We start from the raw sequence: 12,900 nt of genomic DNA, 5'->3' as shown, positions 1-12,900 counted from the left end.
TTATTAACAGGTATTTTTATTCATGACTGAAAGTTTTGCTGAACTGTTTGAAGAGAGCCTTTCTTATACCCAAATGCAGCCGGGCGCTCTGCTGAATGCAACAGTTCTCGAAGTCCGCTCCGATTTCATTATCGTTAGTGCTGGCCTGAAATCTGAAGGTGTTATCCCTGCGGAACAGTTCAAAAATGAACGCGGCGAAATCAACGTTAAAGTCGGTGATTTGGTTGAAGTAGCGCTGGATACCGTCGAAGATGGTTTCGGTGAGACCCGCCTTTCCCGTGAAAAAGCTCGCCGCCTGCGTGCTTGGGAAATTCTAGAAGAAGCCTTCACTAACGAAGAAATCATCACCGGTATTATTACTGGCAAAGTTAAGGGTGGTTTCGTGGTTGAGTTGGGTGATATTCGTGCATTCTTGCCGGGTTCACTGGTGGATGTACGCCCAGTCCGCGACACTTCCTACTTGGAAAACAAGGAACTGGAATTCAAGCTCATTAAGCTAGACCAGAAACGCAACAACGTGGTGGTTTCACGCCGCGCAGTCGTTGAAGAAGAATACAGTGCAGAACGCGATGCGCTGATGGAAAACCTGCAAGAAGGTCAAGTCATCAAGGGCGTGGTCAAGAACCTTACCGATTACGGTGCGTTCCTCGATCTCGGCGGCATCGACGGTCTGTTGCACATCACCGATATGGCTTGGAAGCGCGTCAAGCATCCTTCAGAAGTTGTTAACATCGGTGACGAAATCGACGTTAAAGTCCTCAAGTTCGACCGCGATAAGAACCGCGTATCACTGGGTCTGAAGCAATTGGGTGAAGATCCATGGCAAGATCTGGTTCGTCGTTACCCGTCTGGCACGCGCATCTTTGGTAAGGTCAGCAACCTGACCGACTACGGCTGCTTCGTGGAAATCGAAGACGGTGTTGAAGGTCTGGTACACGTTTCCGAAATGGATTGGACTAACAAAAACGTTAACCCAGCTAAGGTTGTTACCTTGGGTGACGAAGTTGAAGTCATGATCCTCGACATTGACGCAGAACGCCGCCGCATCTCTCTGGGTATGAAGCAATGCCAAGCTAACCCTTGGGATGAATTTGCTGGTACTCGCAACAAGGGCGACCGTGTTTCCGGTAAGATCAAGTCTATCACTGACTTTGGTATCTTCATCGGTTTGGATGGCGGTATCGACGGTCTGGTTCACTTGTCTGACATTTCTTGGAACGTTCCCGGCGAAGAAGCCGTGCGCAGCTACAAGAAAGGCGACGAAGTGGAAGCGGTTGTATTGGCCGTTGATCCAGAACGTGAACGCATTTCCCTCGGCATCAAGCAGATGGAACAAGACCCGTTCTCCAACTTCGTGGCCGCCCATTCTAAAGGCAGCGTCGTGAAAGGCACTGTGGTTGAAGTTACCCCTAAAGCCGCGAAAATCGACTTGGGCGAAGGCATCGAAGGCATTTTGCGTGCCTCCGAACTGTCACGCGACCGCGTTGAAGATGCTCGCACCTTGCTGAAAGAAGGCGACACTGTTGAAGCGAAATTCATGGGTGTTGACCGCAAGACGCGTTCCATCAACCTGTCGATCAAGGCGAAGGATGATGAAGATGAGGCGCGGGTAATGCGTGAATACACCGGGCGTTCTTCCGGTGCAGGCACGTCACTGGGTGACATCTTCAAGGAACAGATGGGCGAATAAGTTTCACCATCAGGATGGCACGCAGGTCAGGGATGACCTATAGTTCAGGCGGTGCAGATACACTATCTGCACCGTTTTCCAAGACTAGAAAGCTGCAACAACGATCATGACAACCCCGTCGTTTGTTCAGGAGTGGAATGGATGACCAAATCTGAAATCATTGATATTCTGTCACGTAAACAAAGCCATCTGAGCAGTCGCGACGTTGAATCGTCCGTTAAACTGTTGCTCGACAAAATGAGCGAATCACTGTCTAGTGGTGGGCGTATTGAAGTCCGGGGCTTTGGCAGTTTTTCCCTGCATCATCGTGCGGCGCGTAAAGGTCGCAACCCTAAAACGGGTGATCAGGTCGCTTTACCACCGAAACATGTGCCTCATTTTAAACCGGGTAAGGAATTGCGTGAGCGCGTGAATGAATCGCGTGCTACTCATCCCATTCAGGATTAACAAGCCTGTTATCGTGTGTAATTATGAAAGGGGAGGCACTAAGCCTCCTTTTTTACGTCTAAGGCATTATGCAAGAAATTCTATTTTTATTATTGCCCATCGCATTTTATTCCGGTTGGCACGCGGCGCGTAAGCGTTACAAAGAGCGCGAAGAGCAACGTAAGGATGTTCCGCAGCGTTTTGTACAAGGCATTAACTACCTATTGAGTGAAGAACCTGATAAAGCACTGGATGTGTTTCTCAATTACGCCGAAGTTGATGAGCACACAGCTAATACCTTTTTATTATTAGGTAACCTATTTCGCAATCGAGGCGAAATAAACCGTGCGTTGCGTATACATCAGAACTTGGTTGCCCGTTCCGATCTCAGTAAAGCGCAACGTATCTCTGCCATGTTGGCGCTCGGAGAGGATTTTTTCGCGGCTGGTTTATTGGATCGTGCCGAAAGCGTATTTAGCGAATTACTCAAAGATGACCCGAAACATGCTGATGCGTGTGAGCCATTACGTAATATTTATGAACAATTACATGAATGGGACAAAGCAATTGAGATTGCACAGTTAGCACAGCAGCGTAGCAAACTTGATCATAGTCGTTTGATTGCGCACTACTACTGTGAAATAGCTGCACAGGAGCTGCAAAAGCAAAATTTGTTTCGTGCAGAAGAAACCATCAAAAAAGCTGCTAAAGTCTACCCAGTCTCTGCCCGCGTTTTGGTGTTGAAAGGTGATTTAGCGTATGCCCGTAATCAGCGCGAAGAGGCTTTGGGTATTTATCACCAGGCGATTGAGAAAGATACGCGTCTGATTGGTGTTTTATTCAATCAGTTAGTGAATAATTTTAATCAAAAAGATGAGCTTGAAAGTCTGCGTAGCTTCATTCAACAAACGTTTGCGAAAACCCAAGATACGAAGTTATTTGGTTACTTACTGCAATTGGCACGTAAATTGGGTAAGTTACCGGAAATGCGTACTCAGGTTGAAGAATACTTAACTAAAGGCAAACCTAGTTTGAACACCGTAGTGCATTCGACAGAAGTCTTGTCATCATTGTGGCAGGAAGAAAAAGTCTGTGATATTGCCCAACTACAAATCGCCTTGCAACGTTTGTCTGCCAGCCAACCAGATTTCCAGTGCGCCCAGTGTGGGTATAAAATGCATGGCTATTTGTGGCGCTGTCCTGCTTGTCACCAGTGGGATACGGTCAGTAACGTTTAATTTGTAAGGAATATCATATGTCTAGCCGTTTGATTATTGCCCTCGATTTTGCCACTGCGGAACAAGCACTGGCGTTTGTTGCCGCTCTCACCCCTGCACAATGTAAGCTTAAAGTCGGCTTTGAATTATTTGTTGCTGCTGGCCCTGAGTTTATACGTCAATTAACAGCGCGTGGCTTTGATGTGTTTCTGGATCTGAAATTCCACGATATTCCCAATACCGTAGCATCAGCGTGTAAAGCAGCCGCAGCTTTGGGCGTGTGGATGATCAATGTTCATGCATCAGGTGGTGCAAAAATGATGCAAGCAGCACGAGAAGCATTACAGTGTATTGAAAATCCACCCAAGTTAATTGCAGTCACGGTGTTAACGTCAATGGATAAAGTGCAATTGGCGAGTACGGGGGTCATTGCCGATCCTGCACAACAAGTGCAACATTTAGCACAACTTGCAGCAAGCAGTGGGTTGGATGGAGTGGTGTGTTCTGCGCAGGAAGCAGTCATGTTACGGCAAGTGTTAGGGGAGGATTTCTTGCTGGTAACGCCTGGTATTCGCCCAGCAGGTAGTGAGCTGGGTGATCAATCACGGGTCATGACGCCTGCACAGGCACAACAAGCAGGAGTGAGTTATGTGGTGGTTGGCAGGCCAATTACGCAGGCGGCTGATCCGCAGGCTGTGATTGCACAAATTAATCAAGATATGTCTTAGCTTTTCAGCAAGCGTTGAGCCTCTTTTTGCATTGCCCCACGTGAGAAAATGAGCTTCCAACGGCTACCTCCGGCTTGTCGCCACAATAAGGCTGCACGTATGCCAGCCAGTAATAATGCGCGAATTTTGGCAGCATTCTCAGGGTTGGCAAGGTGATTTTGGTCGCCTTTGATCATAATACGCGGCCCCAGTTTGCTGACGGTATTGCTATATATTTCAGCCAGTCGCGCAATCATATTGGGGTGAGTCATGGCAAAAAAATCGAGTTGTTGTTGGGCGTTTTCGATGTTCTTTAATAATGCTTGAAACATATCGGGGTCATTGGCAAGTTTCTTCTCCAGATACAGCAGGTTAACCGCATAACGGGTAGCCTCGATATCTTTGGGTTTGCCATCGGGGTTCATAGTGCCAGCACCCAATTGGTACATTAATACGCGAAAGCCCGTTCTGAGTGTATCTATACCACCATAAAGAGCTTCGGGAGATGAGTCGTCTTCGGTCAACATGCTGTTAATACAGGACTCAAATAATTCGCTATCGACATTGCCATGAGCGGCGATTTGAGTGACACCTTCTACACACTGGAAGAGCGCGGCAAGGGCAATGGTTCGGTTACGGTTATTGGCTTCCACAGGTTTTTATCGTGTCCGTTTCTGGTATGTGTTGAGAGAATAAGGGTTTACGTAAATAATTCAAGTTAGCTTGAAGGATTAGGACAATTTGTTGACATTGCATCAATGATGCCGCCACCTAAACAGGTATCGTCTTGATAAAACACAATGGATTGTCCGGGAGTAATGGCACGTTGTGCGTTGGGGAAACAAACGGCGCAATTGCCATCTGTCTGTAGGCTGACCTGACAGGTTTCTTCAGTCTGGCGATAACGAATTTTTGCTTTGCATTCAAACTGTTGGGCTAATGCTTGACCAGAAACCCAATGCAGTTGTGAAGCTAACAAGAAATGTTTCATTAGCAATGCGTGTTGGTGGCCTTGAGTGACAATCAGGTGATTATTTGCGATGTCTTTATCGACAACGAACCACGGGGATTCATCGGCATCTTTACGTCCGCCAATACCTAAACCTTGGCGTTGTCCAAGGGTGTAATACATTAAGCCGTGGTGTTTACCGATGATTTCACCGGCGGGAGTAACAATGTTACCGGGTTGAGCAGGCAAAAAGCGTTGCAGGAAATCGCGGAATTTACGTTCACCAATAAAACAAATACCCGTGCTGTCTTTTTTGCGGGCAGTGGTGAATCCGGCGGTTACGGCTAAGGCGCGGACTTTGCTTTTTTCCAATTCACCCACAGGGAACAAACTGCGTTGTAGTTGGTGCTGTTGCAGGGTGTAGAGGAAATAGGTTTGATCTTTGTTGTTATCCACGCCTTTGAGCATCCGCACTGTGCCGCCGGAGTCACGTGCAATGCGGGCGTAATGCCCGGTAGCGATATAGTCTGCACCCAGTTCCAATGCTAATTCAAGGAAGGCTTTGAATTTGATTTCCTTGTTGCACATGATGTCGGGGTTGGGTGTGCGTCCAGCTCGGTATTCCTCTAAAAAGTAAGTGAACACGCGCTCCCAGTATTCGCTGGCGAAATTGCGGGTGTGCAGGGTAATGCCTAATTGGTCGGCAACAGCTTGTGCATCTGCAAGGTCAACCGCAGCGGAGCAATAGTCTTCGGTATCGTCCTCTTCCCAGTTTTTCATGAACAAGCCTTCGACTTGATAGCCTTGTTCGAGCAGTAACAAGGCCGCAACGGAGGAGTCTACACCGCCAGACATGCCAACAATGACTTTTTTGGTGCGTGTGTTAGTCATTGGCAACGAAGTATTGCAGGCTGTCGAGGGAATGGCGTACACCAGATTCGTACATGTCGAGTGAACGCCCGACCAAATCACTGCGCCAAATGCGTGGTTGCTGGTTACGAATTTGTTCGCGGGTCAGGAAGTGTACTGCCGTAATATCTGAATCTATTTGGTAGCCAGGGACAGGTTCGAGCAGCGTACCAGTGAAGGTAAAACGCAAGTACACCCGGTCAGGGTCATCACGGTGCATGTGGAAAATACCGAGTAGGGCAGTTGGTTCAAACATCCAGCCGGTTTCTTCCAGCGTTTCACGACGTACTGCATCCAGTAGGCTTTCACCGTGTTCCATGTGTCCGGCAGGTTGATTGATGGTAAGTTGCCCAAAGTGCATTTCTTCCACCATCAAAAAGCGGTTTTCATGTTCAATGACACTGGCGACGGTGACGCGGGGTTTCCAAACCATAATGGGCATCCTGTAGGGCGTAAAGAGGTTATTCTACACAACTTCAAACGTTGTCGTTATCCCTTGTCAATAAGGTCTATCCATTCTTGAGTATCCCACTAGGTAATACCCATCGCTGAATGGGTGCTTATTTCGAGTCTGGCATTAGATGGTGTAGAATGCCGGTCATGTTTTCAAGCCCATTTGAGGAGTTCCCCTAACATGACACGCGAACAGGTTGAAGCCGTACTGAAAGGCATTAAAGACCGTTATCTGGATCAGGACATCGTGAGCCTGCACCAAGTGAAGGACATCACCACCGACAATGGCAAGGTAGCCGTGCGCGTTGTGCAAGGCTACCCTGCTGGTGGCTACCGCGATGAACTGGCAGCCGAGATCAACGCTGCCTTAGCTGCTGCGGGTGTTGCTGATGCTGACGTAAGCGTGACTACCCAAGTCGCAGCCCATGCCGTGCAAAAAAGTGTGAAGCGCAAAGACGGTATCAAAAACATTATCGCAGTGGCCTCTGGTAAAGGCGGCGTTGGAAAATCTACCACAGCGGTTAACATTGCGTTAGCACTTAAAGCTGATGGTGCAAGCGTTGGTATGTTGGATGCGGATATTTACGGCCCCAGCCAACCGCGCATGTTAGGTATCAGTGGTCAACCCGAATCCTCCGACGGCAAGAGCCTAGAGCCGATGCAGAACCACGGCATCAAAGCCATGTCCATCGGCTTTTTGATCGAAGAAGATACCCCGATGATCTGGCGTGGCCCGATGGTTACGCAAGCCTTGGAACAGTTACTCGGCGACACCAACTGGGGCGATTTGGATTACCTCGTCATCGACCTGCCCCCTGGCACAGGCGACATCCAATTGACGCTTTCTCAGAAAATTCCAGTGTCTGGCGCGATCATCGTGACTACGCCGCAAGACATCGCTTTGCTGGATGCGCGTAAAGGTTTGAAAATGTTTGAGAAGGTCGAAGTTCCTATCCTCGGTATCGTCGAAAACATGAGTATGCACATTTGCAGCAACTGCGGCACGGTTGAACATATCTTCGGCGAAGGCGGCGGTCAGCGCATGGCAGAACAATACGGTGTGAACTACCTTGGTGGTCTGCCTCTCGACATCAAAATCCGTGAACAAGTCGATAACGGCAACCCCACCGTTGTGTCTGACCCCGATGGCAAAGTCGCGCAAATCTACAAAGATATTTCCCGCAAAGCGGCTGCGCGTCTGGCACAAAAAGCCAAGGACTACAGTACCAAGTTCCCGACGATTAAGATCATGAACGTATAAAACGTTGTGAGTTGAAAAAGTATGAAGCCGTGGTATCTGCCACGGCTTTTTTGGTAGTATTCAGCACGTCCCTTTATATGAAGAACAATCCATGCTGAAACGAATTTCTACCCTGTTATCCTCTGCATTATTATTACAAGCCTGCGCCAGTGGTGTCCCCGGTGTTATTGAACAACCTAAAATCTCCATCCAGAACATTGGGTTGCAAGAAGTATCCTTGACCCAAGGCACGGCAGTTGTCACGCTCAACGTGGCTAATCCCAATGCCTTCCCGATTCCGCTCAAGGGTATCCAGTATGGTTTGAGTTTGAACGGTCATCCGGTTGCTAGTGGTGATCAAGCGCAAGATATGAGTATCGGTGCGCGTCAGGAAATGCCGATCAATATCCCCGTCAAGTTAGATTTCATGCAATTGCTGCAACTCGCACCCGAAGCGATGAAGACCCGCAGCCTGCAATACGATTTAACGGGCGCGGTAAAATTGCCGTTTATCAGTGTGCCGTTCCAACGCCAAGGCGGGGTAGGGGTACGTCAATGAGCATCAAATCCGACCATTGGATTCGTCGCATGGCAGCCGAAACGAACATGATTGAACCGTTCGAGTCGGGGCAAGTGCGTTCTGTGAATGGCGAAAAAATCGTATCCTACGGCACATCCAGCTACGGTTACGACGTGCGTTGTGCCAACGAATTCAAGATTTTCACCAACATTAATAGCACGATTGTTGACCCGAAGAACTTTGACGAAAAGAGCTTTGTGGATTTCAAAGGCGATGTTTGCATTATCCCGCCCAACTCGTTTGCATTAGCACGGACGGTGGAATATTTCCGTATTCCGCGTAGCACATTGGTGGTGTGTTTGGGGAAATCGACGTATGCACGTTGCGGCATCATTGTGAACGTAACGCCTTTAGAACCTGAATGGGAAGGTCACGTTACCTTGGAATTTTCCAATACGACGACACTACCTGCGAAAATCTACGCCAACGAGGGTGTGGCACAAATGCTGTTCTTCGAGTCGGATGAAGTGTGTTCTACGTCGTACAAAGACCGTGGCGGCAAATACCAAGGGCAAACCGGCGTTACCTTGCCCAAAACCTAAGGTTTCAGTACCCGGATCAGGCGGCTGTATCCGGGTCTTGCTGCCATTCATCGCCGATAATGGTTTCCCGATAGCCCCGCCAACTGGCATAGCCGATCACTGGCAAGGTGACGACAAAAGCAAGAAACAGTGTCAGGAAGCCCAGCAACACCGACCCCAAAATAATCAGCGCCCACAGCAACATGGCAGCCTTGTTTTTCAAGACAGCATTGACACTGCTCAGCACGGCGGTAATCGCATCCACCTCCCGATCCATGATCATCGGCAGGGAAAACACGCTGGCGCAGTAAACGACCAAGGTAAACAGCAAACCCACGACCGAGCCGATGATCAGAAAGGTCATTAATTCTGAGGCATTAGGGCTTCGCGCCATCGGTAGAAAAATATTGACAATGGCGGCGGCTCGCGCCCAGACCAAGAAAATAACCAACAGTGCAAAAGCAAACACCATCTGATTACCGAGGCGTTTCTTGCCCTGTGTCAGGCAAAACCCGATGCGCGGCTTCATGCCCCGATCCAGTTGGCAACTGACGGAATACAAACCCATTGCCAGCGCAGGACCAAGAAAAACGAAGGCGGCGAACAAAACGATGAGCATGGTGAAACTGCCCACTTGCCATGACCACAAGGCAATCAGCCAACTGGCGAGCATGAATAGCGAGCCGTATGCCATGCTCAATAGTGGCGCTTGCTTAAAGTCCTTAAAGCCTTGTTTCAACCAACGCAAGGGGGCAGTTGGGGAAATTTGGTGGCAGGGGGCGATAAAGGGTCGCAAGCGGACGCTTGCTGCGGCTTCAGGTGCTTGAGCGTTATGGTTGGTATCTTCTGTTGACATGGCGAAATCCTCCTCTGGTTTCTATTGATGAGAATACACCAGAAATGGCTGATTCGCTGATTTAGTGGATTGCTAGTTTTCCCAATACGTGGCTGACGGCGACGAAGGCAAAACTCGCCGTCACCGTTGTCACCGACCCAATCCCCCCCGCGCAACTCAAATCACACGCGCTTGCACCTTCCGCCCGCTCCGGCAAAGTCATCGCTTCCTCCGACCACACGGCAGGCACGTCAAAACGGCGTTTGGGGTTGCTGCTAAAACCGTAATGCTGGCGCAATTCCTTACGCACTTTTGATAGCAACGGGTCTTGCATGGTTTTAGTCAAGTCGGTCAGGCGGATTTTAGTCGGGTCTTTTTGCCCACCCGCGCCACCGGCAGTAATTAAGCGGATTTTGTTACGACGGCAATACGCAATCAGTGCTGCTTTGGTGCGGGCATTGTCGATGCAATCCAGCACGTAATCGAATTCGGGTTTGATGAGAGTCGCAAGGTTATCCTTGTCGATAAAATCTTCAACGAGATGCAATTGGCAGGCAGGATTAATGTCGAGGCAACGTTCCTGCAATACGGCAATTTTGGCACGCCCAAGCGTGCTGCCGAGGGCAGGTAATTGGCGGTTGATATTGGATTCAGCAACGTTATCAAGGTCGATCAACGTGAGTGTGCCAATACCACTACGCGCCAAGGCTTCGACAGCCCACGAACCTACGCCACCCACGCCAATCACGCAAACATGCGCGGCGGTGAAGCGGTTAAATGCCGCTTCACCGTAGGTGCGGATGATGCCGCCAAACCGACGGCTAACATCCATCTCCATCATTATGCTGCGTAAGGATCGCGCAGAATAATGGTCTGGTCGCGGTCAGGGCCTGTCGAAATAATGTCGATAGGTGTTTCCACCGCTTCTGCCAAACGTGCCAGATAGGCTTTAGCATTCGCTGGCAGCGCGTCATAGCTGGTTGCGCCAAACGTGGATTCTGTCCAACCCGGCATGTCTTCGTAGACTGGCTCGCAACGTGCAAATTCATCGGTGTCAACGGGTGGCACATCAAGGATATTGCCATCCAGCTTGTAAGCGGTGCAAATTCGTACCGTTTCCAAACCATCCAACACGTCCAGCTTGGTGATACACAGCCCACTAATGGAGTTAATGTGCATGGCGCGACGCAACGATACCGCATCGTACCAACCGCAACGGCGCGGACGACCCGTGGTAGAGCCAAACTCATTACCTTGCTTGGCAATGTAAGCACCGGTGTCATCAAATAACTCGGTCGGGAATGGGCCAGAACCAACGCGGGTAGTGTAGGCTTTGGTGATGCCGAGGATGTAATCAAGGTTACGCGGGCCAATGCCCGAGCCTGTGCAAGCGCCGCCAGCGGTGGTACTGGATGATGTGACAAACGGATATGTGCCGTGGTCGATGTCCAGCAATGTGCCTTGTGCCCCTTCCAGCATCACGTCCTTGCCCGCTTTACGCAGTTCCGCCAAACGGTTCGGAATGTCGGTAATCATCGGCTTGATGATTTCTGCCATTTGCATTGCTTCGGCGAGTACCACATCGGCATCAACTGTGTCGCACTTGAAGTAATGTTCCAGCATGAAATTGTGGTATTCCATGATGCCACGTAGCTTGGTTTCAAACTGTTCTGGATTTAGCAAATCGCCAACGCGCAATCCACGGCGGGAAATTTTGTCTTCGTAAGCCGGGCCAATGCCACGCCCCGTCGTGCCGATCGCTTGTTTGCCACGCGCTTTTTCACGTGCTGCATCCAACGCAACGTGGTACGGCAGAATCAACTGGCAGCTTGCAGAAATTTTTAAACGGTCACGCGCAGGAACACCACGCGCTTCCAGCATGTTGATTTCTTTGAGCAGGGCATCAGGAGCGACGACCACACCGTTGCCGATCATGCACTCCACGCCTTCGCGCAAAATGCCGGAAGGTACCAAATGCAACACTGTCTTTTCACCGTTGATTACCAACGTATGTCCGGCATTATGCCCGCCTTGAAAACGTACTACGGCGGAGGCATTTTCAGTCAGCAGATCCACGATCTTGCCTTTGCCTTCATCACCCCACTGCGTGCCCAATACAACGACGAATTTTCCCATGTCAGTCTCGCTCAAATGTGCTAAAAGGTGTTAGTAAAGATTAAACAGCCACGACGTTCCAGTGACCGTCTTGCTGAATGATTTGTTGGCTGCAACCGAGTGCTGCCGCGTCATGTGTTTGCCCGTCAAGCGCACGGATAACTTGTTGCTGTTGACTGCGCAATGTCCGAATCAATTGTTCTAGCGTCACATCTTGTACCGCCGGTGCAAAAATACTGGAGTTGCCCGTGCGTTGTTGCTGTGGCAAAGCAAACGTCGCTAAGGTGCGCAAATCGGTGCTGAAACCGGTGGCAGGGCGGATACGCCCAAAGGCTTCGCCAATGCCGTCGTAACGCCCGCCGCGTGCGACTTCACGCCCCATGCCCGATGTATAAACACCGTACACAATGCCGGTATGGTAGTCGTAACCACTCAATTCAGCCAGATCAACATGAATCTTGCAGGCAGGAAAGTGCGCTGATACCCGTGTGGTTAGGGTGCGCAAATACCTTAGAGCATCCTGCACGTCGCTCGGCGCACTCGCAAACAATGCTGCGGCTTGATCCAGCACGTCGACTGCCCCATTTAATCGCGGCAATTGCTGCAAATAGGTGCTGATGTCAACGGGCAGGTTGGCTGTTACTAGCCATGTATCAATTTCGGGCAGGGATTTGCGTACCAGCATGTCATAGAAATGGCGTTCCTGCGTCGCATCCAACCCGGCAGCACGTGCTAGACTACGAAAAATACCAACGTGTCCAATGTCCAGTAACAAATTAGGGATTTGGCAATGTGTTAATGTTTCCAGCAATAGGCTGATAACTTCAAAATCACTATCCAAACCGGCATGGCCAAACAGTTCTGCGCCCACTTGTAAAGGGGAGCGCGAACCGTCGTGGAAACTGCGGGTACGCAATACACTGCCGATGTAACACAGGCGATTTGGTTGTTCGGTTTGCAATTTATGCGCATCAATCCGCGCAATTTGTGGAGTCATATCCGCCCGCACGCCCATCATCCGCCCGGTCAATTGATCGGTCAGTTTAAAGGTTTGCACGTCAAGGTGCGTGCCGTGACCGGTGCGCAGCGATTCCATGAATTCCACCAATGGCGGCATGACCAAACGGTAGCCCCAGGTGGCGTAAAGATCGAGTAAGCGGCGGCGCAATTGCTCCAGCGCTTCGGCTTCGTCAGGCAGGGCTTCGCTAATGCCATCGGGAAGCGCCCAATATTGGTGAGTATTCAGCATGGTTTGTGA

The 12,900-nt window shown here is 50.0% G+C and carries 14 protein-coding genes; 7 read left to right on the top strand and 7 right to left on the bottom strand.

Annotated features, from left to right (window positions below; translation table 11 throughout):
- Window positions 1-22: 22 nt before the first annotated feature.
- From rpsA to pyrF, 4 genes are all read left to right on the top strand, one after another.
- Entirely contained in the window at window positions 23-1,690 is a 1,668-nt protein-coding gene (gene rpsA, locus BLV87_RS06700) for a 30S ribosomal protein S1 (RefSeq protein WP_093066692.1), read from the top strand.
- Between the two features lie 141 nt (window positions 1,691-1,831).
- Window positions 1,832-2,137: an integration host factor subunit beta gene (locus BLV87_RS06695; protein ID WP_093066690.1), complete on the top strand. Its 306-nt coding sequence runs from the start codon at window positions 1,832-1,834 to the stop codon at window positions 2,135-2,137.
- 68 nt (window positions 2,138-2,205) lie between these two features.
- A complete protein-coding gene (locus tag BLV87_RS06690; protein ID WP_093066688.1) occupies window positions 2,206-3,354 on the top strand; it encodes a tetratricopeptide repeat protein in 1,149 nt (382 codons plus the stop codon).
- A 17-nt stretch (window positions 3,355-3,371) separates the two neighbouring features.
- The gene (gene pyrF / locus BLV87_RS06685; RefSeq protein WP_093066686.1) at window positions 3,372-4,061 is read left to right on the top strand and encodes an orotidine-5'-phosphate decarboxylase; all 690 of its coding nucleotides are present in this window, start codon (window positions 3,372-3,374) and stop codon (window positions 4,059-4,061) included.
- Here pyrF and hflD read toward each other — a convergent pair.
- From hflD to BLV87_RS06670, 3 genes are all read right to left on the bottom strand, one after another.
- Window positions 4,058-4,693, bottom strand: coding sequence for a high frequency lysogenization protein HflD (gene hflD, locus BLV87_RS06680; protein WP_093066684.1), 636 nt, complete (start codon window positions 4,691-4,693; stop codon window positions 4,058-4,060). The genes pyrF and hflD overlap by 4 nt on opposite strands.
- Before the next feature lie 65 nt (window positions 4,694-4,758).
- A complete protein-coding gene (mnmA, locus tag BLV87_RS06675) occupies window positions 4,759-5,880 on the bottom strand; it encodes a tRNA 2-thiouridine(34) synthase MnmA (protein WP_093066682.1) in 1,122 nt (373 codons plus the stop codon).
- Window positions 5,873-6,331: an NUDIX hydrolase gene (locus BLV87_RS06670; protein ID WP_175517866.1), complete on the bottom strand. Its 459-nt coding sequence runs from the start codon at window positions 6,329-6,331 to the stop codon at window positions 5,873-5,875. Before BLV87_RS06670 ends, mnmA begins: the two co-directional genes overlap by 8 nt.
- A gap of 201 nt (window positions 6,332-6,532) precedes the next feature.
- On the opposite strand from BLV87_RS06670, the gene apbC reads away from it, so the two are divergent.
- The 3 genes from apbC to dcd all read left to right on the top strand — a co-directional run bounded on the left by apbC (window position 6,533) and on the right by dcd (window position 8,713).
- Entirely contained in the window at window positions 6,533-7,612 is a 1,080-nt protein-coding gene (apbC, locus tag BLV87_RS06665) for an iron-sulfur cluster carrier protein ApbC (protein WP_093066680.1), read from the top strand.
- A 91-nt stretch (window positions 7,613-7,703) separates the two neighbouring features.
- Window positions 7,704-8,150, top strand: a complete 447-nt coding sequence (locus tag BLV87_RS06660; RefSeq protein ID WP_093066678.1) for an LEA/WHy family protein — start codon at window positions 7,704-7,706, stop codon at window positions 8,148-8,150.
- On the top strand, window positions 8,147-8,713 hold the full coding sequence (gene dcd / locus BLV87_RS06655) for a dCTP deaminase (protein WP_093066676.1): 567 nt from the start codon (window positions 8,147-8,149) through the stop codon (window positions 8,711-8,713). Before BLV87_RS06660 ends, dcd begins: the two co-directional genes overlap by 4 nt.
- 16 nt (window positions 8,714-8,729) lie before the next feature.
- Here the strand turns inward: dcd and BLV87_RS06650 are convergent, their stop codons facing one another.
- The 4 genes from BLV87_RS06650 to BLV87_RS06635 form a co-directional block, all read right to left on the bottom strand.
- On the bottom strand, window positions 8,730-9,548 hold the full coding sequence (locus BLV87_RS06650; protein WP_093066674.1) for a DUF2189 domain-containing protein: 819 nt from the start codon (window positions 9,546-9,548) through the stop codon (window positions 8,730-8,732).
- A gap of 61 nt (window positions 9,549-9,609) precedes the next feature.
- Window positions 9,610-10,359, bottom strand: coding sequence for a tRNA threonylcarbamoyladenosine dehydratase (locus BLV87_RS06645; protein ID WP_245706936.1), 750 nt, complete (start codon window positions 10,357-10,359; stop codon window positions 9,610-9,612).
- A gap of 8 nt (window positions 10,360-10,367) precedes the next feature.
- Entirely contained in the window at window positions 10,368-11,663 is a 1,296-nt protein-coding gene (locus BLV87_RS06640) for an adenylosuccinate synthase (RefSeq protein ID WP_093066670.1), read from the bottom strand.
- Window positions 11,664-11,703: 40 nt separating this feature from the next.
- Window positions 11,704-12,891 carry an ATP phosphoribosyltransferase regulatory subunit gene (locus BLV87_RS06635; protein ID WP_093066668.1) on the bottom strand — a complete coding sequence of 396 codons (1,188 nt, stop codon included), beginning with the start codon at window positions 12,889-12,891 and terminating at the stop codon, window positions 11,704-11,706.
- Window positions 12,892-12,900 lie beyond the last annotated feature (9 nt).

Source organism: Thiothrix caldifontis (assembly GCF_900107695.1).
Classification (GTDB): Bacteria; Pseudomonadota; Gammaproteobacteria; order Thiotrichales; family Thiotrichaceae; genus Thiothrix; species Thiothrix caldifontis.
Note: the sequence above shows the minus strand (reverse complement) of the source record. Positions and strands in the feature narration are given on the sequence as shown.

Bases quoted from the DNA above. Each gene is read 5' to 3' on its own strand.
- mnmA (WP_093066682.1), bottom strand. From the start codon at position 5,880: ATGACTAACACACGCACCAAAAAAGTCATTGTTGGCATGTCTGGCGGT.
- BLV87_RS06645 (WP_245706936.1), bottom strand. From the start codon at position 10,359: ATGGATGTTAGCCGTCGGTTTGGCGGCATCATCCGCACCTACGGTGAA.
- apbC (WP_093066680.1), top strand. From the start codon at position 6,533: ATGACACGCGAACAGGTTGAAGCCGTACTGAAAGGCATTAAAGACCGT.
- BLV87_RS06690 (WP_093066688.1), top strand. From the start codon at position 2,206: ATGCAAGAAATTCTATTTTTATTATTGCCCATCGCATTTTATTCCGGT.
- BLV87_RS06650 (WP_093066674.1), bottom strand. From the start codon at position 9,548: ATGTCAACAGAAGATACCAACCATAACGCTCAAGCACCTGAAGCCGCA.
- rpsA (WP_093066692.1), top strand. From the start codon at position 23: ATGACTGAAAGTTTTGCTGAACTGTTTGAAGAGAGCCTTTCTTATACC.
- BLV87_RS06695 (WP_093066690.1), top strand. From the start codon at position 1,832: ATGACCAAATCTGAAATCATTGATATTCTGTCACGTAAACAAAGCCAT.
- pyrF (WP_093066686.1), top strand. From the start codon at position 3,372: ATGTCTAGCCGTTTGATTATTGCCCTCGATTTTGCCACTGCGGAACAA.
- BLV87_RS06640 (WP_093066670.1), bottom strand. From the start codon at position 11,663: ATGGGAAAATTCGTCGTTGTATTGGGCACGCAGTGGGGTGATGAAGGC.
- BLV87_RS06660 (WP_093066678.1), top strand. From the start codon at position 7,704: ATGCTGAAACGAATTTCTACCCTGTTATCCTCTGCATTATTATTACAA.
- BLV87_RS06635 (WP_093066668.1), bottom strand. From the start codon at position 12,891: ATGCTGAATACTCACCAATATTGGGCGCTTCCCGATGGCATTAGCGAA.
- dcd (WP_093066676.1), top strand. From the start codon at position 8,147: ATGAGCATCAAATCCGACCATTGGATTCGTCGCATGGCAGCCGAAACG.
- BLV87_RS06670 (WP_175517866.1), bottom strand. From the start codon at position 6,331: ATGGTTTGGAAACCCCGCGTCACCGTCGCCAGTGTCATTGAACATGAA.